General features: G+C 36.5%; 23 protein-coding genes. 15 read left to right on the top strand and 8 right to left on the bottom strand.

Annotated elements, in window-relative coordinates; genetic code table 11:
• The first annotated feature begins 282 nt into the window (after positions 1-282).
• From EKM68_RS01495 to phnW, 6 genes are read left to right on the top strand one after another with little or no spacing between them, the layout of a single operon-like run.
• A complete protein-coding gene (locus tag EKM68_RS01495) occupies positions 283-1,317 on the top strand; it encodes a phosphate/phosphite/phosphonate ABC transporter substrate-binding protein (RefSeq protein WP_125587909.1) in 1,035 nt (344 codons plus the stop codon).
• 11 nt (positions 1,318-1,328) lie between these two features.
• Positions 1,329-2,084 (top strand): phosphonate ABC transporter ATP-binding protein, encoded by a 756-nt coding sequence (phnC, locus tag EKM68_RS01490; protein WP_125587908.1) that lies wholly within the window; start codon positions 1,329-1,331, stop codon positions 2,082-2,084.
• Positions 2,084-2,875 carry a PhnE/PtxC family ABC transporter permease gene (locus EKM68_RS01485; protein ID WP_125587907.1) on the top strand — a complete coding sequence of 264 codons (792 nt, stop codon included), beginning with the start codon at positions 2,084-2,086 and terminating at the stop codon, positions 2,873-2,875. The genes phnC and EKM68_RS01485 overlap by 1 nt, the downstream gene beginning before the upstream one ends.
• On the top strand, positions 2,872-3,726 hold the full coding sequence (locus tag EKM68_RS01480; RefSeq protein ID WP_125587906.1) for a PhnE/PtxC family ABC transporter permease: 855 nt from the start codon (positions 2,872-2,874) through the stop codon (positions 3,724-3,726). Before EKM68_RS01485 ends, EKM68_RS01480 begins: the two co-directional genes overlap by 4 nt.
• Before the next feature lie 17 nt (positions 3,727-3,743).
• Positions 3,744-4,541, top strand: a complete 798-nt coding sequence (gene phnX, locus EKM68_RS01475; protein ID WP_125587905.1) for a phosphonoacetaldehyde hydrolase — start codon at positions 3,744-3,746, stop codon at positions 4,539-4,541.
• Positions 4,534-5,637 (top strand): 2-aminoethylphosphonate--pyruvate transaminase, encoded by a 1,104-nt coding sequence (gene phnW / locus EKM68_RS01470; protein WP_125587904.1) that lies wholly within the window; start codon positions 4,534-4,536, stop codon positions 5,635-5,637. Before phnX ends, phnW begins: the two co-directional genes overlap by 8 nt.
• Positions 5,638-5,694: 57 nt before the next feature.
• On the opposite strand, the gene EKM68_RS01465 is transcribed toward phnW, so the two are convergent.
• Positions 5,695-6,675: a zinc-binding dehydrogenase gene (locus EKM68_RS01465; RefSeq protein WP_125587903.1), complete on the bottom strand. Its 981-nt coding sequence runs from the start codon at positions 6,673-6,675 to the stop codon at positions 5,695-5,697.
• Between the two features lie 161 nt (positions 6,676-6,836).
• Between EKM68_RS01465 and EKM68_RS01460 the strand changes: the two genes are divergently transcribed.
• The 4 genes from EKM68_RS01460 to EKM68_RS01445 all read left to right on the top strand — a co-directional run bounded on the left by EKM68_RS01460 (position 6,837) and on the right by EKM68_RS01445 (position 8,724).
• On the top strand, positions 6,837-7,427 hold the full coding sequence (locus EKM68_RS01460) for a phosphatase PAP2 family protein (RefSeq protein ID WP_164509326.1): 591 nt from the start codon (positions 6,837-6,839) through the stop codon (positions 7,425-7,427).
• A gap of 54 nt (positions 7,428-7,481) precedes the next feature.
• The gene (locus EKM68_RS01455) at positions 7,482-7,796 is read left to right on the top strand and encodes a PadR family transcriptional regulator (protein ID WP_125587901.1); all 315 of its coding nucleotides are present in this window, start codon (positions 7,482-7,484) and stop codon (positions 7,794-7,796) included.
• A gap of 10 nt (positions 7,797-7,806) precedes the next feature.
• Positions 7,807-8,415, top strand: a complete 609-nt coding sequence (locus EKM68_RS01450) for a hypothetical protein (protein ID WP_125587900.1) — start codon at positions 7,807-7,809, stop codon at positions 8,413-8,415.
• A gap of 63 nt (positions 8,416-8,478) precedes the next feature.
• Positions 8,479-8,724: a hypothetical protein gene (locus EKM68_RS01445; RefSeq protein ID WP_125587899.1), complete on the top strand. Its 246-nt coding sequence runs from the start codon at positions 8,479-8,481 to the stop codon at positions 8,722-8,724.
• Between the two features lie 217 nt (positions 8,725-8,941).
• On the opposite strand, the gene EKM68_RS01440 is transcribed toward EKM68_RS01445, so the two are convergent.
• Complete coding sequence (locus tag EKM68_RS01440; RefSeq protein WP_125587898.1) at positions 8,942-9,253, bottom strand: helix-turn-helix domain-containing protein; 312 nt, start codon at positions 9,251-9,253, stop codon at positions 8,942-8,944.
• 381 nt (positions 9,254-9,634) lie between these two features.
• A complete protein-coding gene (locus EKM68_RS01435; RefSeq protein ID WP_125587897.1) occupies positions 9,635-11,044 on the bottom strand; it encodes an amino acid permease in 1,410 nt (469 codons plus the stop codon).
• 198 nt (positions 11,045-11,242) lie between these two features.
• On the opposite strand from EKM68_RS01435, the gene EKM68_RS01430 reads away from it, so the two are divergent.
• Positions 11,243-13,003 carry a thiamine pyrophosphate-binding protein gene (locus EKM68_RS01430; RefSeq protein ID WP_125587896.1) on the top strand — a complete coding sequence of 587 codons (1,761 nt, stop codon included), beginning with the start codon at positions 11,243-11,245 and terminating at the stop codon, positions 13,001-13,003.
• A gap of 57 nt (positions 13,004-13,060) precedes the next feature.
• A complete protein-coding gene (locus tag EKM68_RS01425) occupies positions 13,061-13,339 on the top strand; it encodes a hypothetical protein (protein WP_125587895.1) in 279 nt (92 codons plus the stop codon).
• 36 nt (positions 13,340-13,375) lie between these two features.
• On the opposite strand, the gene pstB is transcribed toward EKM68_RS01425, so the two are convergent.
• The 4 genes from pstB to EKM68_RS01405 form a co-directional block, all read right to left on the bottom strand.
• Positions 13,376-14,119, bottom strand: a complete 744-nt coding sequence (gene pstB, locus EKM68_RS01420) for a phosphate ABC transporter ATP-binding protein PstB (RefSeq protein ID WP_225422946.1) — start codon at positions 14,117-14,119, stop codon at positions 13,376-13,378.
• 60 nt (positions 14,120-14,179) lie between these two features.
• A complete protein-coding gene (gene pstA / locus EKM68_RS01415; RefSeq protein WP_125587893.1) occupies positions 14,180-15,067 on the bottom strand; it encodes a phosphate ABC transporter permease PstA in 888 nt (295 codons plus the stop codon).
• The gene (gene pstC, locus EKM68_RS01410) at positions 15,057-15,986 is read right to left on the bottom strand and encodes a phosphate ABC transporter permease subunit PstC (RefSeq protein WP_125587892.1); all 930 of its coding nucleotides are present in this window, start codon (positions 15,984-15,986) and stop codon (positions 15,057-15,059) included. Before pstC ends, pstA begins: the two co-directional genes overlap by 11 nt.
• An 82-nt stretch (positions 15,987-16,068) precedes the next feature.
• A complete protein-coding gene (locus tag EKM68_RS01405) occupies positions 16,069-16,962 on the bottom strand; it encodes a phosphate ABC transporter substrate-binding protein PstS family protein (RefSeq protein WP_125587891.1) in 894 nt (297 codons plus the stop codon).
• Between the two features lie 295 nt (positions 16,963-17,257).
• On the opposite strand from EKM68_RS01405, the gene EKM68_RS13790 reads away from it, so the two are divergent.
• Positions 17,258-17,992, top strand: a complete 735-nt coding sequence (locus tag EKM68_RS13790) for a winged helix-turn-helix transcriptional regulator (protein ID WP_125587890.1) — start codon at positions 17,258-17,260, stop codon at positions 17,990-17,992.
• A gap of 35 nt (positions 17,993-18,027) precedes the next feature.
• Here the strand turns inward: EKM68_RS13790 and EKM68_RS01395 are convergent, their stop codons facing one another.
• Positions 18,028-20,691, bottom strand: coding sequence for an HAD-IC family P-type ATPase (locus tag EKM68_RS01395; protein ID WP_125587889.1), 2,664 nt, complete (start codon positions 20,689-20,691; stop codon positions 18,028-18,030).
• A gap of 412 nt (positions 20,692-21,103) precedes the next feature.
• Between EKM68_RS01395 and nagE the strand changes: the two genes are divergently transcribed.
• Both nagE and EKM68_RS01385 read left to right on the top strand, forming a co-directional pair.
• Positions 21,104-23,083: an N-acetylglucosamine-specific PTS transporter subunit IIBC gene (gene nagE, locus EKM68_RS01390; protein WP_125587888.1), complete on the top strand. Its 1,980-nt coding sequence runs from the start codon at positions 21,104-21,106 to the stop codon at positions 23,081-23,083.
• 261 nt (positions 23,084-23,344) lie between these two features.
• Positions 23,345-24,190: a MerR family transcriptional regulator gene (locus EKM68_RS01385; RefSeq protein WP_125587887.1), complete on the top strand. Its 846-nt coding sequence runs from the start codon at positions 23,345-23,347 to the stop codon at positions 24,188-24,190.
• The last annotated feature ends 639 nt before the right edge of the window (positions 24,191-24,829 follow it).

The raw sequence follows: 24,829 nt of genomic DNA, 5'->3' as shown, positions 1-24,829 counted from the left end.
CAGGATACACGTTGAAGTGGGGTTCAAGTCAACCATTTGCATTGAGATAAGCTTCACTATCTATGAAAATTTATAAATAAATTAATTGATTAATTGATGCAAATAATCGATATATTCATGATGGATAAAGCTTACATAAAAGCAATCTTTACATTGTAAATTTTCAGTAAAGAATTTCTTTACATAACTATACAATCTTTACATTAAATATATAGAACGTATACATTCCTTTGTTAAGCTAGATTTGTTCAAAAAAAGAAAGAGAAAGTTGGGTATTCCTTAATGAAAAAAGGGCGATTTATAACAATTTGTTTAGGGTTAATGTTATTGCTTGTTGGTGTTTTAACTGGTTGTTCCAGTCAAAACTCTGCTAGCGCAAAGAAAGATTCAGGTAAGATCTCGGTAGTATTCTATCCAAATGAATCTGCTAAGAATTTCACCGCTTCACGTGATGAGATGAAGAAGCAAATTCACGAAGCAACAGGTAAAGAAGTAGATATTCAAACTACAACAGATTACAACGTTGCAATTGAAGCAATCGCTTCAGGTAAAGCTCAATTAGCATTCATGGGGGCTGATGGCTATATTCAAGCACATGCACAAAACAAAAAAGTTCTTCCATTCCTATTACAATCGGGTGAAGATGGAACAACTAAAGGTGCAAGTTATCGTTCATACTTAATGGTTCCAAAAGAAAAAGCCGCTTCATATATGAAAGATGACAAATATAATATCGATAAGATCAAGGGTGAAAAAATTTCATTCGTTTCAGCTAGTTCAACATCAGGTTTCGCTGTTCCAACTGATGAGATCCAAAAGCACTTCAAGTTAGCAGACAAGGACAAGCTATCAGAAGGTGGCAAGTTCTTCGATAAAGTTCTTTATGGTAGTTCACATCCTGGTTCAGCAATCAACTTGCTAAAGGGTGATGCAGATGTTGCTGCATTTGATGATATTGATTTAGCACCATTCCTAGAAGTTTCAGATGGTAGTTACGATAAGGTTGGTTCAACATTCAAAGTTAAAGACGATGCAGATGCACCATTCTCAGACTTTAAGGGCAAAGAAATGATCAATATTTCAGTTCTTCCAGTACAAAATGGACCATTCGTAGTTAATACAGAATCATTGAGCGAAAAAGATCAAAAAGCTATTCAAAAACGTTTCACATCAAAAGATGTAACAGATAATCCAAAGCTATTTGCTAAAGAGGGAACAAAGAATCCAACTCTATGGCAAAAGAAGAGTGCCAAAACAACACTTCTTCCAGTTAATGATGACTGGTACAAACCTACTCATGAACTAGTTGGTAAATAAGGGGACAAAATATGCTAGAGGTAAAACATTTAGAGAAGAGCTATCAAAAGGATAAACCGGCGTTGACAGATATTACTTTTTCCGTCGACCCTGGAACATTTGTTGCGATTATCGGTCCTTCTGGTGCCGGTAAAACAACGATTCTACGCAGTTTGAATCAATTGATCAAGGATGATGGCGGTCAAATTTTACTTGACGGCGGTGACCTTAGGACAGCTAATAAGACACAATTACGCGGATATCGTAGACAGATTGGAATGGTTTTTCAAAATTATAATCTAGTTGAACGATTGACGGTAATTGAAAATGTTTTACATGGTCGCCTTGGTTATAAATCTACTCTTGCAGGGATGTTTGGGCGCTACACAGAAGAAGAAAAGCAAGAAGCAATGACTTTACTAGAAAAAGTTGGTTTAGAAGAATTTGCTCTGAGACGCTGTTCGGAATTAAGTGGTGGTCAAAAACAACGTGTTGGTATCGCTAGATCACTAATACAACATCCAAAAGTTATTCTTTGTGATGAACCAATTGCATCACTTGATCCAGCGTCATCACGGACAGTTATGCAATTGCTCAAAGACTTAACAACGGAATTTAATATTATTTGTATTGCTAACTTGCATCAAATCGGTTTAGCAAAAGATTATGCGGACAAGATCATTGGTATCCGACAAGGGAAAATGGTTTTTAATGAGGATGCAGATGCATTATCTGAGGAAATATTGAAGACATTGTATGATCAAAATGTTACTGAGGAGCTAGATTAATGCAAACACCTGTAAATTATTTAGCTCGAAAACATTGGAAACAAACTGGGGCCATCGTACTTATTGGAGGTATTTATCTATTAAGTAGTTGGATTCTCAAATTTGATGGTTTAAGTGGAATCATTGCGATCCCTAAGGCGTTCTCTTGGTTGGGAGTTAATTTTAAACCAACCGCTAATTCAGTCCATTTTCTGCCAAGTATCTGGCAAAAATTGATTGGTACAGTAATGTTAGCAATTGCTTCAACCGTAGTTGCCTCTTTGATCGCAATATTGGTTGCTATAATGGGTTCCAAAGTTACTGGTGGAAGTAGTCTAGTGCAAACAATTGTACGTGGAATAGCTTCATTTTTCAGAAATATTCCGTTAGTAGCTTGGGCAATGATCTTATTATTCTCATTCAAGCAAAGTGACTTTACTGGATTCTTAGCGTTACTACTGATGTCTGTTGGTTACTTGATTCGTGCATTCATGGAAATAATTGAAGATGAAGCTAGTGAAACAATGCTTGCCTTAAAAGCGACCGGGGCAAGTTATTTCCAAGTTATATTTCAAGCAGTCTTACCACAAATTATGCCCAGCTTAATTAGTTGGATTTTATATATGATCGAGAATAATGTACGTGATGCTACGTTGGTTGGTATTTTGACAGGTACAGGTATTGGTTTTGTTTTCGACATATATTACAAAAGTTTTAGATTTGATGCTGCAGGTATGACGGTTCTATCCATTATCCTCGTTGTAATTGCATTGGAAGTATTATCGAATCAAATCAGAAAGGTTATCTTATGATTTCTAATAGCGATGATAGATTAGTTATGCATCCAAAATCTCCACAACCACAAAAAATAAAATTGCGTAATCCTAGTTTATCCAGATACATGATCATTGGTGTAATAACATCTTTAGTTTTGATAACAGTCTATACGTTGACGCATTTGAATACTGCTAATGTAAAAATTGGTGAGGCATTTAGGGGTCTAATGATGACTTTGAATCAAATGTTTCTACAACCAAGTGCTGGTAGTGATGGGATAGTCATGCTTTTACAAGCTTTGGGTATCAGTTTATTGTTGTCAATTATGACGACTGTTATTGGAGCAGTTGTAGGGTTTGTTTTAGCCGTGATGGCTTCAAAGAATCTTACAAATGCTTGGCTAGGTGGCAGTATCAGAATTTTTATGGCGGTAATTCGTGCCATTCCAACAATCATCTGGGTATTAATTTTCTCGATTGTTTGTGGACTAGGTACTAATGCAGCTGTTCTAGGCTTAAGTTTTCATAGTATTGCATATTTAACGAAGGCGTACTCAGAAAGTATTGAAGAAATCGACCAATCAACTATTGAGGCATTAAAAGTCACAGGTAGTAAGTTTTGGGTTGTTGTATTTCAAGCAATTTGGCCAACAATTATTGCTTCGTTAGTATCATGGACATTTATCCGTTTGGAAATTAACTTTGCTAATGCAGTTGCTGTGGGTGCAGCTGCTGGTGCGGGTGGTATTGGGTATCAACTCTATGTCGCCAGTGGTATGAGTTTTGATTTCCATGAAGTAGGGATGATTGTTTACTTGATAATTGCAGTGACGATTTTGCTAGAATTCATAGCTGTCAAATTAAGAAAAGCTTACATCGCTAAGTAGGTTGAGAGGATAATTTTATGATTAAGACAGTAATTTTTGATTGGGCAGGAACAACTGTTGATTACGGTAGTTTAGCTCCAGTTATAGCTTTTAAAAAGGCATTTGATCGTGCTGGCATTAATTTGCTCGATTCAGAAATAAGAATAGATATGGGAATAGCTAAGTGGGATCATATTGGTAAAATTTTAGCTATGCCTAGAATCAGTGAACAATGGAAAGAAGTATATAATCGTCTTCCAAGTGAAGAAGACAGAGAAAATGTTTATGGATTATTCCAAGAATCGTTGATAAACCATCTTAAAATCTCAACAGAATTAAAACCAGGAGTTTTAGAAGCATTCCAATATTTAACTGCACATCATATTCGAGTTGCCACTACAACTGGATATACTTTAGAAATGATGAATATTGTTCGAGACAGTGCTGCTAAGTTGGGTTATTTACCGGAATTAGTTGTCACATCTGAAGATGTTGCAGGTCAAGGCCGTCCTTCCCCTGCAATGATCAAAACAATTCTTTCTCAATTTAGTATCAATGAATTACAAAGTGTAATGAAGATCGGTGACACAGTAGTTGATATCCAAGAAGGTAAAAATGCTGGAGTCATTACTGTAGGAATTGTTGAGGGTAGCAGTTTGATGGGATTGTCTAAAACTGAATATGATCGACTTACAGAAGATGAAAAAATTCTGAAACGCCGAGACGTTCGCAAAACCTTCGAAAACGAAGGTGCTGATTTAATTATTAATAATATGTCTGAATTGCCAGATGTGATTGAAACACTCAATGCATCTGAGGAGGTAACTAATGGATAATAAGTATTTATTACTAACACCAGGACCACTAACTACTAGTTCTACCGTTAAAAAAGCGATGGAATTTGATTATTGTACATGGGATGACGATTACAAAAAAATCACTCAATCTATCCGTCAATCGCTCTTGGCCTTGGCAGATGTTAATCCTTCACAGTACACTGCAGTGCCAATTCAAGGTAGTGGTACATACGGAGTTGAAGCAGTTATTAGTTCAGTTATTCCAGATTCTGGTACATTATTGATTGCCATGAACGGTGCATATGGTAAGCGAATTGGTCAAATGGCTGATGTGTACGGCATCAATCATATTGATCTGGTCGTAGATGAACAAAGTCCAGTGCTCTTATCCGATGTTAAATCGACAATCGAAAATCATCCTGAAATCACACACTTTGCGATGATTCATTGTGAAACGACAACTGGTATTTTGAATCCTATCGAAGACATCGTTCCTTGGGTTCATGAAAAAGGTATTGTTACTATTGTGGATGCCATGAGTAGTTTTGGTGGCATTCCAATTGATGTCAGTGGTATCAATATTGATTTCTTGATCAGCAGTACCAACAAATGTATTCAGGGTGTTCCCGGATTTGCTTTTGTAATTGCTAAAAAGTCAATTCTAGACACTACCGCAGGTATGGCCAGAACATTGTCACTTGATTTGTATGATCAATACAATGAAATGGAGAAAAATAACGGTAAATGGCGTTTTACTTCGCCAACACATGTTGTTCATGCTTTTGCTCAAGCACTTGAAGAATTGAAACTCGAGGGCGGCTTGCAAAGACGTTATAAGAGATATCAATCTAATCAAAAACAATTAGCTTCTGGTATGGAGCATCTTGGTTTTAAGTTGTTGATTGATGAAAAGTGGCAATCACCAATTATCACATCTTTCATTTATCCAACTGATGATTTTGATTTCCAAGAATTTTATAATGAATTAAAAGAAGCTGGATTTGTAATTTATCCTGGTAAAATATCTCAAGTTCCAACTTTCCGCATTGGTAACATCGGTGAGGTTTATAGAGATGATATTGCTAGATTGTTAAAAGCAATTGAACAAATTCAAAATAGAGAAAAGGCTTTGTAGTCTAAACTACAAAGCCTCAGATTGAAGACAAAGTCCTGATTTGGGACTTTGTCTTTTTTATATAGTTGCGATAATTTTTCCAATTGTTTTATGTTCACTCAGTTCAGCTAAACCAGCAGGAATATCTTCAAACTTTATTACCTTAGTAATTGCTGGATTAAGTTTTTTATCAGATATGAGTTCAACCAATGATTCTGCCATTGTGGCCAAATCATCTAGCTGATCTGGATATCCAGACTGATGTACTCCACCGAGGTTCAATGACAAAACGCTTTGTCCCTGTGATGAGAGATTGTAGTCGTTAATATCTGGAGTATTCAAAATACAAATTAAGCCGCCATTGTAAGCAAGTCTAGGTAAATCTGCTTCAGGGTTGCCAATATCATTGATAATCAGATCTACACCATTACTATTGGTTATTTCGTCAATTCGATCATCGATATTTTCATGTCGATAATCGATAATATAGTCTGCGCCTAAAGATGCTACTATATTTTTTTTATGTTCTGAAACGGTGGTTATAACCGTTAATCCGGCAATTTTGGCTAGCTGAATGGCAATGGTTCCTACACCACCAGCACCAGCATGAATAAGAATTGTTTTTTTACCAGCCAGACTCATTTTTCTAAAAATTGCTTGATATGCGGTGAGTCCACTACAGAGTATTGCTGCCGCCTCTTCATATTTTACGTTATCCGGAATTCTTGCAACTGAATTGTATTTCGATTTAGCAAACTCGGCAAAGACACCATCTTTAGCCAAATCGCCGTGAAAGAATACTCGATCACCAATTTGGAAGTTTTTTGGATTATTAGATCCAACTGAAACTATTTCACCAGCAGTATCCAGTCCGATTATATGGGGATAATTCCATGCGGAATTATGTCCTTCAACTAGTTTGTAGTCGACCGGATTGAGTCCTAAGGCATGAACCTTGATCATGACTTCATCTTCCTTAATTACTGGTTTATCAGTATCAACCAGTTTTATATCACTAATTTTTTTAGTAGTTGATGATGGTACAACTAATGCTTTCATTGAGAAAACCTCCGTTACTTATTAAGATGATTATATCAATGAAACTGTGAAATAATAATATTCACAGTTTTTAATTTATAAAAGTACCTTGCATTATTTAGTACATTACTTTATATTATGGTTTAATCAAGTACTCAATAATGTTAAGTAGAGGTTTTAAAATGGATGCTTTTTTATTCAGGTCGGTCAACGATTTAGCAAATAAGTCTGGTCTGTTAAATGCTTTAGGAGTTTTTACCGCTCAATATACGGTTTATATTTTGGCACTAATTATGATTGGATTGTGGTTTGTTAAGCGAAATGACTTCAAATACAGACAAATGTTATCAGTTAGTGTGATATCCTGTTTAATTTCAGAACTAGTAGGTAAGTTGATTGCCGGAAATATTTATTATCATCGTCAACCTTTTGCAGTTTGGCAGAATGTTCATCAGTTGATACCTAAGACCGTTGGTAATAGCTTTCCGAGTGATCATACGATTGTATTTTTTAGTATCATGATTATATTTTTTATTTATACGAAGTCAAAGGTTCGTTATTTATTTACAGTTATGGCACTAATAGTTGGTTTGTCTAGAATATTTGTTGGAGTACATTATCCAGTCGATGTTTTTGTAGGAGCATCAATTGGAACAATTATCAGTATCATTAGCTATATTTATTTATTTAATTCTATAATTCTAAAAAAGGTTTTAACGTCCATTTATAAATTTGAAAATAAAATTTTTAAGTGGAGCTTTATTAGTAATTAGTGCAAGTGTTCTGTAAAATAGAAGTAATAATGTAATGTAAGAGGATTTGACCTAATGAATAAAGAAATGTTGAAAGGGACGATAGATCTGCTGATTTTATCAGTTCTTAAGGAAGAAGATAACTATGGTTATCAAATTTCCAAGAATATAACTGATAAATCTGATGAGACGTTTGAAATTCAAGAAGCAACTTTGTATTTAGCTTTGAAACGATTGGAAAAACAAGGATGTATTGAGGCATATTGGGGTGAAAAAACCCATGGTGGTAAGCGAAAATATTATCATATTATGGATCAGGGCATCAGACAATTGAGTGATATGAAGCGAGACTTTCAATCATTATCCGAAGTTGTTCAAAGGTTTATGTGAGGTGAATGCGATGAATTATTTTTCGATTAAACAAATTAGTTATAAAACAATTTTAGTGATATCAATGATATTATTTTTTGTCTGTTACTATTTGGACAGTGTAATCGATCCAAGACAGACAGAATTTGTTTTCGTTGTTGGTTATATGTTTGCGATTATGTTGGCGGCATTTTGGTCGATCATCAACTACATTGATCATTTAAGAATTAATCCGTTGTACAAGACTTACGAATCTATTGATCAATTTGTGCATGATTTGGATATTTCTAATGATGAAAAAATGGAGATTAAGACTATGATGGTTGATTATGTTACTGATCAAAAATCATTTGGTAAAAATGAAGATACAGCGATTAGAGAAATTATCGGTCAGTTCAAAAACGAAGAATTGCACAAGCCCAACAGTAGGGATGTTTTCTTTGTACATGTTCATAAATACTTATTAGGTCTGGGAGGAATACTTTTAATAGCAGGCATATTCGTTTATGTAGTCAATGAATTAACTTCAAAAAGCGTCTTTTTAACAGTATTCGAAATAACACTAATTTGTTATGCGGCTGGATTTTATTTATCCTTCATTATGTATAATATTTTGAACAAAGTATTAATAAAGAAATAATAGCCTTTTTCATACTTCCTTCATTTACTAATGCTATAATCTAGCATCATAAGGAGGAATGAGATGCTTACATTAATGGCAACTAGCACATCTAGTTCAGCACCACTCTTGATTGCGATTGGAGTGGCAATTCTGGTAATAATTTGGTTATTGTTCAAAACTGGTGCAGCACTATTGCACCATCCCTTTATCGGAATTTTGTTGATAATCTTTGGTGTTTTAGGCCTTTGGAACTTTTTCATCGTTGGAATTGGAATTATTGTCGGTGGAATAGCGTTCCTAATCTTAACTCAGTTTTTCAATAATTAATAAAAAAACAAATAGGACTTCTTAACTGGCCGTTTGCCAATCTAAGAAGTCCTATTTTTATTGAATTTATTTCTAAGATTTGAAATTTATAATTGCAGTTCTAATTCAATCGATTATTGTAATTTTAATGTTTTAGCACTAAATTTTCCCAATCAGATAATAAACTTAGCGGATTTTTACAAAAAATATTACTAACATGATCGTAGATGAACACAAATTATAAATTGATAACTTTCAAAAGAACTTCAGAAACTCTCTTTCTCTCGTCTTCTGGCAAGCTAGAAAGATATTTGATCAAGTCTAACGTATAGATATCAGAAAGGTTTGAGTCGGTAAAAAAGTCGGACAATTGCATATTCAAAGCATTCGCAATGTCATTCAACTTCTTTATTCTGACGTTATCAACCTCGCCTCTCTCAATACGCGAGATAAAGCTTTCAGAAACACCGGATTTTTCAGCTAACTGTTCAATAGTTAAGTTCAAAGACCTACGACGTTCACGAATAAGCTTACTTATTTTACCAAGCATTTATGTACCTCCAGTCAAAAATGGTTCTCTTTAACGATAGATTAATTAGATTGTTCATTGAAGAGCAAGGTATGAGTAATTAGTTTATCAAAAAGGGCATATTAGCACAATCAAAAGCGTTTACAAGAGATATAATTTAGCGCTTTGTTTGTGAAAATATAGTTCTACACAAAATACATCATTTATGCTTGTTTTATGTATTTATAGTAGCTTTGTATAATTAATTCATAAGTACTCCAAATAAATATTCTTACATTAGGGTATGTTAGCAAAAATAGTGCTTAAAGTAGGATTACATGGCAAATAACAGATTACTTATTATTTGTTTGGATAAATTATACATTTTGTTCCTTAAAGAAAACTAAAAAATAGAAAATAAATTTAATTTCTCAATTTAGAATGCTTAAAAGAGTAATTAAAGTAAATAACCAATCCAATTGCGAACCAGACGACAAATCTCAACCAAGTTTCCCAATTAAGTCCAGCTACCAATAATAAACAAAAAGCGATAGCAATGATTGGTGTAAATGGAACTCCCGGTGCACGGAATCCACGGCGAATCTCAGGATGCTTGTGTCTCATCCACAATACGCCAGCTGATACGAGAATGAAGGCTGTCAAGGTACCAATGTTAACTAGTTCAGAAAGAATATTTAAGTTTATGAAACCCGCAGTAATAGCGGTAATGATACCGAAGAACCAAGTGCCCTTGTATGGTGTCTGATGTTGTAAGTCGACATCCCCGAAGAACTTTGGAAATAGCCCATCGCGTGACATTGAATAGGTAATACGTGATTGACCATAAAGTTGGACTAAAATAACTGTTGTCATGCCAAGAATAGCTCCGATGCTGACGATAATGCTTAGCCAAGTTTGATCGGTTGCCTTCAAAACTGCCAGAATTGGAGCATCAAGAAACTTTGCAAAAGCGGTGTATTTAACGACACCAGTCATAATTAAAGTCATTGCAATATATAGTACGGTAGAAATTCCAAGTGAAAACATGATTCCTCGTGGCAAAGTCTTACTGGGATTGACAGTTTCCTCAGCACTGGATGAAACTGCATCAAAACCGATGAACGAGAAGAAGACGATTGATGCTGCCGGTATTACGCCAGCAGCTGTTCCATTGTGGAACGAATACCATCCGTAAGGTGTGAATGGTTTCCAATTTTGAGGCTTAATATACCAAACTGTAAAGACAATAAACAGAATGATGACCGCCAATTTAATAATAACCATCGTATCATTGACACGTTTCGTAGTATTGATACCTTTTGCCAAAATATAAGTAATTAATAAAATAATCAAAAATGCTGGTAAGTTGAAATAAGTTGTTACTCCAGGGGTTGTACCAGCGGCTGCGGTCAAAATCTTGGGAATATGGATGCCAAGATTATCCATTAAATTGACGAAGTAACCAGACCAACCAGCTGAGACAGTTGCAGCACCAAGAGCGTATTCAAGAATTAAGTCCCAACCAATGATGAAGGCAATGATTTCGCCGAAGGAAATATATGAATAAGTATAAGCTGATCCAGCAACAGGTGCCATTGAAGCAAATTCAGCGTAACACAATCCCGCGAATCCACAACAAATTGCTGCAATCAAAAATGAAACTGCAAGTGAAGGTCCAGTTGTCAAAGCCCCCTTACCAGTCAGAACGAAGATACCTGTTCCAATAATTGCCCCAATTCCAAGGAAGGTCAAATCCCAAGTATGCAAGGTTCGCTTCAAGGGGGAAGTTTGACTCAGTAGGTCATTAATATCTTTCTTTTGAAATACTTGCATAAGTAACACCACCGTTCGTTATTTTTGACCATGTTAATACTTGTTTAAACATATTTCCAGAAAAATGAATTTAACAATTAATTTAATTAAAATAAATAATTATCGAGAAAGAATCTTTGACAAATTTTGTTATTATTGGCAAGATTATCGTGAATTCGTTTTCAGAATAAAAATGTTTAATAGAAGGAAGTTTTTATTATGGCAAAAATGATAGCAGGTCAAGCACTAGTTAAAGTTCTTGAAGAGTGGGGTGTAAATCACGTTTACGGTATCCCTGGTGGTTCAATCAACCATACAGTTGAGGGACTATATCTCGAAAAAGATAAGATTAAGTATATTCAAGTGCGTCATGAGGAAGTTGGAGCAATCGCTGCTTCAGCTGACGCCAAATTTACTGGTAAAATTGGTGTAGCTTTCGGTTCAGCCGGTCCTGGTGCAACACATTTGTTCAACGGATTGTATGATGCCAAGATGGACCATGTTCCTGTTTTAGCCTTAGTTGGACAAGTTCCACAAACGACTATGAATACTAACTACTTCCAAGAGATGGACGAAACTCCAATGTTCGCTGATGTGGCCGTATATAATCGTACCGTTACAACAGCCGAACAAATTCCATACGTTATCAATCAGGCAATTCGTGAAGCGTACCGTCAAAAGGGTGTTGCCGTGGTTACTTTGCCTGAAGATCTCACTGCAGCCGAGATTGATTATGAATCACCTAAGACACCAAAGGTCGTTGAAAATGACTATTCACAAACAATCAATCCCGAAGATGTAGCTAATACTTTGAAGATGTTAAAAGAAGCTAAACATCCATTAGTCTATGCTGGCCGTGGATTAATAGGTGCTCGTGAGACATTGACTAAGTTCTCAGAGCAATTCAACTTGCCAATCATGAATACAGTTCCTGCAACTGGTGTTATTAGCACTGACCATCCTAATTTTATCGGTACCTTTGGACGTCTTGGCAGCAAGTCAGGTTTTGAAGCATTACAACACGCTGATCTGATTCTATTTTTAGGTTCAGAATTCCCATTTGCAGGTTTCTGGCCAAAGAACTTGAAGATTATCGAAGTAAATAACAATCCATATGATATTGGTAAGACAGTTGATGTCGATTATGCAGTTATTTCTGATGCAGAAAGTTACTTGAAGGCATTAATTGAAACTGGTGAAACACTACCAGCAGGTGACTGGTTGAAGTCTAACCAAACTAACAAAGCCAACTGGGATAGATGGATTGCTGCACGTGCCAAGGATGACAGTGATGGTTTGAATCCAGAAACAATCACAGCCAAGATTGCTGAAATGGCCGGTTCTAATGATACTTATGGTGTCGATACCGGAAATGTTTCCGAATTTGGTGTTCGTGGATTGCCAATGAACAAGAATCAACGTTTTGCTTTGTCAGGATTATTTGCAACAATGGGATTCGGCCTTCCAGCCGGAATTGCAGGTGCTTTGAGTGTTCCGGATGGCCAAGCCTGGACGTTGTCAGGTGATGGTGGTTTCTCAATGGTTGCTCCAGATATTATTACTGAAGCACGTTATGGATTGCCAGTTGTTAATGTTGTTTTGTCTAATGAAAGATTAGGCTTCATTTATTACGAACAAGTTGCTACTAAGCAACACTTGTATGGTGTTGATCTAACTGGAGCTGATTGGGCTAAAGTTGCTGAAGGACTTGGTGGAATTGGTTTCACTGTTACTAATATCAAAGAAGCTAATGATGTTTTTGATCAGATCAAGAAATTACAAGCATCTGGAAATAAGAAACCTATCGTTATCAATGCTGTAATCAAGCAAGAAGATCCAATTGCGACAGCCTTCATGCCACTTGATGAGAAGTTGTACGGTAAAGATGCAGTTGATGAATATTCCAAAAAGTACAACATTGATCCAAAAGATCAACCTTCACTTGGAGAATTACTTCGTGCTAAGGGAGATAATCTCTAAGATGTAGTACATGAGACCGTATTATGTCATAATGAAGTCACTAGGAGTGGTTAAATTATGAAGGTCTCAGATCAAACAGAATTATTTGAATTAGTTTATTCTCGTCAAAATAATATTTATGTAATCGGCGAAGCCTATGAGATTTGTCGCTCAGTTCTGTATTCAACGAAAAATGTTGAAGTGGAAGTTAAGCCTAATCCATTAGCTAAGGTAACGAGCTTGTTTAGGAGCTCAAGTACTAAGCAACTTGATAATTTACGTCGTATTATTGCCAACAAATATCATATTAAAGAAACTAAAAATGAAGATGAGTATAGATTAGTTTTAAGGCACTAAAAAAGTCGTGTGATTTCGTAATCACACGACTTTTGTTTATCCAAAGTCACCGGAGATGTAATCGTCGGTGGCTTTTATTTTAGGCTTAGTAAAAATTTTTCTAGTTTGATTGTATTCAATAATGTGTCCCATATGGAAGAAGGCAGTGTAATCACTGATACGGGATGCTTGTTGCATATTGTGGGTCACGATGATGATCGTTAAATTTTTACTCAATAATTGAACTGTATCTTCGATTTTGGAAGTTGAGATAGGATCAAGTGCACTCGCTGGTTCATCTAATAGCAGCACGTCTGGTTTCATTGCGATTGACCTAGCGATGCAAAGACGTTGTTGTTGTCCACCAGATAATGCTAAGGCACTAGTATCTAGCTCGTCTTTTACTTCTTCCCAAAGTGCAGCATCTTGTAAGCTCATCTCGAGTCTTTCTTCCAATTCATTTTTATCATGGATACCATTTTCTTTAAGTGCGAAAAGGATATTCTCTCGAATTGACTTGGCGAATGGATTGGGACGTTGAAATACCATTCCAATGTGTTTTCGAACTTCGTAAACATTAGTCTTTGGATCATTGATATCAACGTTTCGATACATAATTTTTCCATCAACGGTCGCAATCTTATCGTTCATGCGATTGAGACATCTGAGATAGGTAGATTTACCTGATCCTGAGGCACCGATAAGAGAAATTATTTTGAATCTTGGAAATTTCAAACTGGTATCAAAAATGGCTTGATTTTTACCATATGAAACTTGAATATTTTCAGTTTCAATTGCCATTTCTGACTTTAAGTCGATGATATATTTGTCATTAAAATCATATGTTTTCAAAGTAATACCTCACTTTGCTGCGGTCATTTTTTTATAGATGTGGTTACCAATGAATCTGGCACCTAGATTGAAGATCAAGATGACGATGATCAATACAGCAGATGAACCGCTAGAAATTGCATGGGCATCAGGAGTGACAGCTTCAGTGTTAACTTTCCAAATATGAACTGCTAGTGTTTCGGCAGGGCGCATTGGATTGAGAAAACTGTTGGCGTTAAAGATGTTCCAGTTTGTATATGAGACTGATGGGGCGCTTTGACCAGCTGTGTAGATTAATGCAGCAGCTTCACCGAAGACACGTCCAGAACTAAGAATCACACCAGTTAAGATACCAGGCAATCCTTCGGGAACAATAATCTTAGTAATAGTTTTCCAGTCAGATAATCCAAGGGAAATACCGGCTTCCTTTTGAAGATTAGGAACACTGTTAAGTGATTCTTCAATATTTCTAGTAAGTAATGGTAAGTTGAAGAATGTTAAGGCGATAGCACCTGAAAGAATCGAGAATCCCATGTTAAGTTGATTAACTAATAATAAGTAGCCGAATAATCCGACAACAACGGAAGGTAAGGAACTCAATACTTCAATTGATGTACGAATAATATCAGTTATCCAATTGTCTTTGGCATATTCGGCTAGATAGATACCGGCTCCCATGGCAATTGGAAAGGAAATTATTAGTGTTAAAAGTAATAGATAGAGTGAGTTGAATAGTTGGTCACGGATACCACCGCCAGCACTGAATGACTGTGCTTGGGATGTTAAGAAGTGCCAAGTTATGTCAGGTACTCCGTTGTACAAAATATATCCGATCAAGAATACTAGAATAGCGACCACAGTGGCAACAACTGCATAAATAATTCCTGTGGCTATTTTGTCTGTACGTTTAGGATGCATTTTTTATGTTACCTCTCTTTCCGATGAATCTTACTAACATATTGAAGAAGAGAGACATTAGTAGGAGAATCAAGGCTAATGACCATAATGCGTCATTTGGGAGAGTTCCCATGACAGTATTACCAATATCGGTAGTAAGTTTACTAGTTAAGGTTGATGCGGGTGAGACAAGATTCTTAGGCATCAAGAGAGCATTACCGATAACCATCTGTACGGCTAACGCTTCACCGAAAGCACGTGCCATTCCGAAGATGATAGCCGTTAAGATACCGGGAGTTGCTGACCGCAAAATAACTTTGTAAATAGTTTGCCAACGAGTGGCTCCCAAGGCTAATGAAGCTTGTCGGTAATGCATAGGAACAGCCTTTAGGCTATCAACAGTCAGAGTGGTAATAGTAGGGAGCACCATTACGAATAGTACTAATGTACCTGAAAGGATACCAAAACCTGTTCCACCAAAGATATGTCTGATGAAGGGAACAATCAATGATAGTCCGATGAATCCATAAACAACTGAGGGGATTCCGACTAATAGTTCGATAACAGGTTGAAGTAATTTAGCACCACGTTTAGCGGATATCTCTGTCATGAAGATAGCAACACCGATAGCAAATGGCGTTGCGACTAATGCAGCCAGAAGAGTGACACTGAACGAAGTAACTATCATTGGAAGTGCACCGACAATTGGTCGGCCTTTACTGTCCATGGTAGTTGGTTCCCAGTTAGAGGTAGTCAAGAATTGCCAGACATTGACATGGTCCTTTGTGAATGTGGCAATTCCTTTTGAAGCTATAAAATATAGAATACAAGTCACTAATGCAATGATCAGACCAATACAGATATAACAAATAGTTCTACCTAAATGGTCTTCTCGGGTGGCCTTTGAATTTTGCTGTAATTTACGTTGAATTTCATCCATAACATTTAGAGCCTCCTATAAATTGAGACATGAAAAAGAGACTTTGACCGTCAGCGATGCTACAAGTCAAAGCCCCTCAGAATTATTTGTTTGAAACAGTACCTTTGGCATCTTTTTGAACTTTCATGTCATGAATACTGATGTATCCCATCTTACCAACAAGGTCTTTTTGAACTGCACTTGAGTCCATGTATTTCAAGAATTTAGCTGTGGCATCTTTAGCTTCACCCTTTGTATACATATGTTCATATGACCAGATAGGCCAAGCATTTGTTTCAACATTTGCATCTGTAGGTTTAACATCGTTGATTGATACAGCTTGTACTTTGTCGTTGATGTATGAGAATGCTAGGTAACTGATAGCACCTGGTGTACTTTCAACGATTTTTTGAACAGTACCGTTTGAATCTTGCTCTTGTGATTTAACAGCTTTGTCGCCACCGAGAACAGCGTCTTCAAATGTTGCACGAGTACCACTACCTTCGGCACGGTTAACAACTGTTATTTCTTGATCTTTACCACCAACATCTTTCCAGTTAGTGGTTTTACCTGTGAAGATCTTCTTTAATTGATCCATTGTTAGATTTTTAACGCCTGTTTCTTTGTTAACAACTGGAGCCATACCAACTACAGCAACTTTATGATCGACAAGCTTCTTAGCATCGATACCGTCTTTTGATTCTGCAAAGATATCAGAGTTACCAAGGGCAACTGAGCCATCTTGTACTTGGCTAAGACCTGTACCAGAACCTCCACCTTGAACGGTGATGCTGATTTTACTGTTGTCTTTTTGGAAATTGCTTGCGGCCTTTTCTACTAAAGGTTGTAGAGCAGTTGATCCGACCGCAGTGATTTTGCCTGATGCGCTGGAATCTGATGAACTAGAACTACTCTTACTATTGTTACTGCATCCAGTTAAAACGGCGATGAAAGCACCGAATAAAAGGATCGCAGAAATGATATTTTTCTTTTTCATAACTAACCCCTTACTAACAATATTTAGTACATGATGCAAATATAACTCTATGATGTATAAAACTTGTTTGTTGTTTGTAAAGATTGTGTAAATGTTGTATTTATATTTTTATAATTGATGTATAAACAAATTTGTTTGAATTTGCTCGAATGGACAATTATTCTATTTGTATTGGTCTATATCAAAATAGAATGCTCATTTTATGCAAAATAGATTACGGCCATACGATTATAAGTTATAATCATGTTACACAAAGGGAAGACGCAATATTTATGAGCGGAAAGAGGTTGGATCTATGCGACCATTGGTATTATTGAGTAAAAATCTGCCATTATTCATTGAAATGAACAGTTACTGCAATAGTCAGGGATGGTTCATTCATAATATGACAACGCCTGAGAAGACTGTTGAGATGATAAATGATGACGATGTATCTGGCCTGATCTGGGACTTATCGACAACTGATTTAAAAACATCATTGAATACTTTAAAAGAAATTCGTGATAAAATCGATGGTCCTATCGTGGTCTTATCTCCAACAAAGAAAAAGGATGAATGTAAATTATTTTATGATATTAATGTTGATGCTTATTTAGTAGAACCATTATCTTATCCGGAACTGATTTCAAAATTTAAACAATTGTTTTGGGTCTATGACAAATTTGCCGTCAACCAAGCTAAGAAAAAAATTGCTAAAGATGTTAAACATACTGTTCAGTGCCATGATCTCTCAATAGATCTGAAGCACTTTAGAGTATCTCATGAGGGAATGGATTTAGGATTGACACCTAAGGAATTCAGTCTCTTGTGGTATTTGATGCAACATCGAGGGCAGGTTCTAAGTCGAGAACAACTATTGTCCGGTGTTTGGGGATATGATGCTGCGGGATCAAGCCGTACGATCGATATACATATTAGTCATTTACGCGACAAGCTTGAAGAGAATCCTTCATCACCAACTTGGATTAAGACGGTTCGAGGTTTCGGTTATATTTTGGATAATGACTATCCGTTAGTTGCAACACAATAAAAAGACGCTCCGCCAGATGGCTGGAGCGTCTTTTATTATGCAGTTTTTCTATTCATCAATAGTCTAATTATTTTATCGAACTCAGCGACTGCGAGCACGATTATTCCACCGATAACAGCGAGGCCCCATTCGGGTAGTCCGATTGAACCTGTATGGAAAATATCTTGCATGAAGGGTACGTAGGTGAGAATAAGTTGCAAGATAATCATCAATCCTACGAAAACAAAGGCATACATATTGGAGAACAATTCTTTTGATAGAGCAAGTTTTGGCGTACGGATGTTGAATAGATAGAATATTTTACCAACAACTAACACATTGACCATAGTCGTGCTTGCGATAGTTTGACTAACGCCGTTACCAATCAACCAAGCGTCAACAACCAAACTGACACCAGCGATAAGTATTGCAACATAGGTCATCTGAAATACATCATGTCGGCTCATAAATTTAGCACCAGTTTTACGTGGTGGTCGATTCATGATTCCTTCTTCAGATGGTTCAAAAATCAAAGCAAATTGAATCGTGATAGCTGAAACCATGTTGATCCAAAGAAGTTGAGTAGGGTGTAATGGAATCTCGTTCTTAGTTAAGATTGCATAGGCCACAATCAGACCTTCAGAGAATGAAATAGGTAACAGATAGAGAATACTCTTCTTGATATTGTCGAAGATACGACGACCTTCTTTGATAGCAGTTGCGATAGTCGCAAAGTTATCATCGGTTAGGACCATGTCAGCAGAATCCTTAGCAACGTCCGTACCCTTAATACCCATAGCAACACCGATATCGGCACGCTTCAAGGCAGGAGCATCGTTAACACCGTCACCAGTCATAGCGGTAACTTTATTATTTTTTTGTAGAGCTTCGATGATTTCAATCTTGTTGCTTGGAGTAGTTCTTGCGAAAACTTGATTTTTGTCAGCAGCTTTAATGCGTTCTTCGTCAGTTAACTTATCCCATTCAGGACCAGTTATGGCATGAATAGTTTCTGCTAAGCCAAGTTTCTCACCGATAGTTTTGGCAGTTATGGCATTGTCACCAGTAATCATTTTGACTTCAACACCAGCCGCGCGCATGACCTTGAGAGCCTCAATTACTTCTTCACGAGGTGGATCAATGATAGCCACTAATCCTAAGAAGTTGAGACCGTCAGTAATGATCTCGTGAGTTATTTCATTCAGTGTATTAGGCTGTTTTTCGTAACCAACCGCGATAACACGTTTTCCCTCTTCAGAGAATCGCTTAACCAGCTCAAACCACTTGTCATAATCAAAGTTAGAATCGTTCTTTTGAGCCATTTCTAGCAATTTGTCAGGTGATCCTTTAACGAACAATAAACGATTATCGTCTTTATTCTTTACTAATTTGGCCATATAACGGAAGTCAGAGTCGAATGGTAGGATATCTAGTTCTTCATATTTATCAGCTGTACCGAAGGGGACAACTTTGTGATAAAGAGTTAAGAAGGCACCATCGGTCGGTTCACCGTTGATGACCCAATGTCCGTCTTCTTCAGCCAAATCAGTATCATTAGCTTCATAACCAGCTTCCAATAATAATTGAAGTTTTTCGTCTATTACAACTGGTTGACCATTATTGGTGATTTGACCTTCTGGTCGATAACCTATTCCACTAACTTGATATTCTTCATCATCGATCATAATATCAGTTACGGTCATTTCATTTTTTGTCAGCGTACCAGTCTTATCAGTTGCAACAACGTCGACAGAACCTAATGTTTCAACCGCTGGCAAAGTTTTGACAATGGTGTTCTGATTCTTAGCCATGTCACTAACACCTTTGGCAAGAATAACTGAGGTTGTGGCAGGTAATCCTTCGGGTATAGCACCAACCATCATGGCAACAACGGCTAACGCAAGTACAGATAGTGAATAAGTATCAAAGATAAAACCAATTAGGAAGATCACAACTGAGGCAGCAACGATGAAGTAAGAAGTGTTCGTTCCTAATTTATCGATGACAGTCATCAGTGGAGTCTTTCTTTGTTTAACAGAGCTAACCGAAGTAGAAATCTTACCGATTTCTGTGTCTGCAGCTGTAGCAACAACTAATCCAGTACCACTACCGTTAGTAACCGCAGTCGAAGCGAATGCCATGTTGTCTTGATCGGCAAGTGCGACGGTTTCTTCATTAATACCTTCAGCAATTTTTTCGACCGAATTAGCTTCACCCGTTAGAGCCGACTCTTGAATTCTCAAGTTATCGGAATCAACGATTCTAAGATCGGCTGGGACATTATCACCGGCTTCTAAGAAGACTAGATCACCAACAACTAGTTCTTCAGCCGGAACATCTTTTCGCTGGCCCTCTCGATAGACAGTTGCATCGGTTGAGAGCATCTGTTTGATTTTTTCTAGTGCATCAGAGGCATTAGTTTCTTGATAGTATCCAATCAACGCATTGATGATAACTACTAATCCGATAATGATCGAATCTGAGTAGTGGCCCATCAGTAGGGTGATCAGCGTCGAAGCAATCAACACGTAGATAACCATACTCTTGAATTGACGTATGAATACTTTCCACTTTGGCGTTTTTTGTGATTCAAGTTTATTTGGACCATCAGTGGCTAAGCGTTGCGCAGCCTCTGTATCGGATAGTCCTTGTTTAAAATCCTCAAAGTTATTTTGTTCCTTTAGTTCATCTAATCCCATTTGAAAAAATTTCTTTTCCAATTATTGTTTCTCCTCAATATTAATATAATTTATTTGTTTTTTGAAAATAGGGTTAAAAAAAGCGCGTTGCCCAATAGCAGTGCGCCCTAAATAAACGTAATTAACTTTTAGTACCGGAGATAATTGCGATATTCGTTTTCAGTCCAGTTCCACTCCTTAGAAATATTATATATATAAATTAACAGGTAATTACGATTATGTCAATCTTAATAAACTTATTAGAAATTAATTATATTCAATTATAATTCTGTTGATATTGGGGTATACCAATTATCACTATCAAGCTTATGAAAAAACGTGTAGATGTTTCATAGGTATATACCACGGCAATTTCTTCTTGAAATATTTTAGGTATACCATTAGTATAGGATTCGTTGATTTATTTTATTACCTTTGGAGGGAAAACGAAAAAATGAAAACATATTTACAAAGAATGGGACGATCACTTCAACTTCCTGTTGCTGTTTTGCCAGCAGCAGCCCTTCTTGTAGGTATTGGACACTGGATGCCAGCCAATTGGGCTCTAGCACAATTCTTACAAGCAGGTGGGACTGCTATTCTTGGACAACTAGCACTATTGTTTGCGGTTGGGTTATCACTGGGGATGGCTAAGGAGAAAGACGGTGCCTCGGCTTTGGCCGGTGTAGTAGCCTATATTGTTCCAGTTGGAGTGTTAGCTCCAGCAAATGTAGCCTTATTAAAAGGTATCAACGTTAAAAATGTTGATCCAGCATTTAATGCTATATCGGGTAATGTGTTCATCGGTATCATTGCTGGATTAACCGCAGCGGCGTTATACGATCGATTCCACGAAACTAAATTGCCAATGGCATTATCATTCTTCAGTGGTAAGAGATTAGTGCCTATCATGGCTTCACTGGTTATGCTATTATTTACGGTTATATTGCTATTTGTTTGGCCAACGTTATATAACGCTCTAATTACATTTGGCAAGTTCTTCGTTCAACTGGGACCATGGGGTTCTGGATTGTTTGGATTCTTCAATCGCTTGCTGATTCCAACTGGTTTACACCAAGCACTTAATCAAGTTTTTGAATTTAATATTGCCGGGATCAACGACATTGGTAATTTTTGGGCAAACAAAGGTACAAAAGGTATTACAGGCATGTATCTAGCAGGATATTTTCCCGTTATGATGTTTGGATTGCCGGCTGGGGCGTTAGCTATTTACCAGAATGCCTTACCGGAACGAAAAAAGGCCACTGCCGGATTGATGATGGCCGGTGCTTTTGCCTCATTCTTTACTGGCGTCACAGAGCCACTAGAATTTTCATTTATGTTCGTTGCTTGGCCACTATACGTGATCCATGCTGTTTTCACCGGATTATCGATGGCATTCGCAGCTTTCATGCATTGGACAGCTGGATTTACATTTAGTGCTGGTCTCGTTGATTACATATTGAGTTTACACATGCCAATAGCCAATCATCCCTTGATGCTATTGGTTCAGGGCGTAGTTATGGCATTCATTTATTACTTCGGATTTAACTTTGCTATCAAAAAATTCAATCTCATGACACCTGGTCGTGAACCATTAGAAACAGCTAATGATGATTCAGTCGCAGTCGAAACATCTGCCGACGATGATAAATATATGACTGCCGCCAAAAAAGTCTATGCCGGTATTGGTGGTCATGATAATATCAAAGTCATTGATAATTGTACGACTCGACTCCGGTTACAGTTAATTGATACCGACAAAGTTGATCAAGCCACAGTTAAGACATCTGGTGCGGCCGGTATCAATATTCTGGATAAAAATAATATTCAAATTGTTATTGGAACGGAAGTACAATTTGTTGCTGATGAGTTGAGCAAATTGTATAAAGAAAATGCTGCTGTAACTACTGCTACATCTACTAAAAAGGAAGAACAAATAGCACCAACAACTGATAATATCAAGTCAGGTGAGACGGATATCTTCTATAGTATAGGCAATGGTGAATTAGAAGATATTGAGAATGTATCTGATCCGACCTTTGCACAAAAAATGCTTGGTGATGGTTATGCAGTTGTTCCAAGCGACGGAAAAATTGTTGTACCAGTCGATGGAGAGATTTCAACTATCTTTCCTACCAAGCATGCTATCGGCATTACAACTCCTAATGGATTAGAAGTTCTAGTTCACATGGGAATCGATACAGTTCAGCTAAAGGGTGAGCCATTCAATGTCATAGTTACTGAAGGACAAAAAGTTGTTCATGGTGAAACATTTGCTGATATGAACTTGTCAAAAGTTAAAGAAGCCGGTAAAAAGACAGACGTTATGGTTATTATTACTAATATGCCTGCAGTTAGTTATATGAAGTATCAAACGCTTGATCGAAAGGTTAATTCTGGGACTGAAGTTGTTAAAGTTATCATAAAATAAAATTAATCTCGTTAATTGATTATGTTAATTAAAGAAATTTTTTATTTACTATACAAAATGAGAAAAAAATTTCAAAAAAGTATGTTATTATAAAAAGCATTATGACGTTTACGTGTCAGTTTTTGAAAGCGCTTGACAACTTTGTTAAATGTAATCATAATTTGAACTGGTTAAACAGGTAGATCAATATTACTACGGATGAAACAACTATTGCATTCGCGATAGTTGTTATTTAGTTAGTTGGGAGGCAGTAAAGTGGATATGGCTAAAACAGATATGGATAAACTCCATACTATCGGCGAGACTGCCAAAATTTGTGGCGTTTCTCGCAAGACATTACGCTTTTATGAAGAGCTGGGCCTACTAATTCCAGATTATGTAAGTCCAGACAACGGATATCGCTATTATAGCGACGATACCTTAAACACGGTCCCAATTTTGAAATATTACAAGCAAATGGGCTTTCATCTACAGGAAATGAATGGTGTTGGGGATACTTGTGACTGCTTCTTTCATGAACGGAACTTCCTTACTAAGTTAGATGAGTTAAAGAAAGAGGAACGAGAGCTTCAGAATCGCTATCAGGCAATCTATGATTGGGTTGGTATGTTACATGAGGGTAACACAGCCGTTGAGAATGGGATTTCGAGTATTACTTTGAAGTACGTAGAACAGGAACAATATTATTCTTTGGAACAAGATTTTAAGTACAATTATAAAGATTCAATTATCAATCTACCTTGGATTAATCACTTGGAAAAGTACGGTTCAGCCATCACAGGCCCTGTGATATTGTCATTCAACAATTATCAGGAGAAGGTAGCTGGAAAGATTTCAAGAGCATCGATTATGCAGAAGCCGGTCAGGAATGATCCACATCGTATCCCAACAATCGACTTCGGTGGTCAAATGTATTTATGCACTTATAATGTAGGCGCTCCAGATACGTCAGCGTCTAAGTATCACGATTTAGAGGTTTGGGCCGATAATCATGGATATAAGTTGAGTTCAGAATCGTATGAACGATATCTAGTTGATTATTGGGCAACCAAAGACGAAAGCAGTTTTGTCTGTGAGATTATGATACCGGCAGAAAAAATATCTTAAAAATAAGTTTTGAGCTATTAATTTAAATAGTTCAAAACTTATTTTTTTGTCTTAAAACACTCATATAGTGAAAAAATCACAATATGAAATTAATTCAGAAAAACAGACGATTTATCTTGTTAAATCAGCAATCAAGTGTGTTGATCTCAAAAACTAATTTTTGAGGTTTTTTTATTATATATTTTGAATTACTAATAAAAACAGAATGGAATAATTATTCCATATATATATAATTCATTATACCCGTACCCGCAGGTAAGGGTTCTCTTAATTGGGTATATTTTTAAACTTATTTTGCTAAAACCACTGATATATCAGCATTTTAAGAATTATTCCAATTCAAAAAATATTTAGGAATATTTTTTTAAAAAATCGTAAATAAATCACAAAATGTGTTTTTTATTCCAAAATAGATCATTCAAAATAATTTATTTTTTTTATTTCAAATTTATTTTTATTGGTATTTGATTATCTGATTTACTAACAAATGAGTCGAAGAATCCTGTTTAAACGGCATTTATACCGAAATCATGATTTAATTTTTGTGCAATATTTTAAAAGTAATAGCGTGCCAAATAAGCTTAGATGTGAAAAAATACACAATGGTCAAAATTAATGTTGACCCTACCATAAGGGGAG

The sequence above is a fragment of the Companilactobacillus jidongensis genome (assembly GCF_003946575.1).
Lineage (GTDB): Bacteria > Bacillota > Bacilli > Lactobacillales > Lactobacillaceae > Companilactobacillus > Companilactobacillus jidongensis.
Note: the sequence above shows the minus strand (reverse complement) of the source record. Positions and strands in the feature narration are given on the sequence as shown.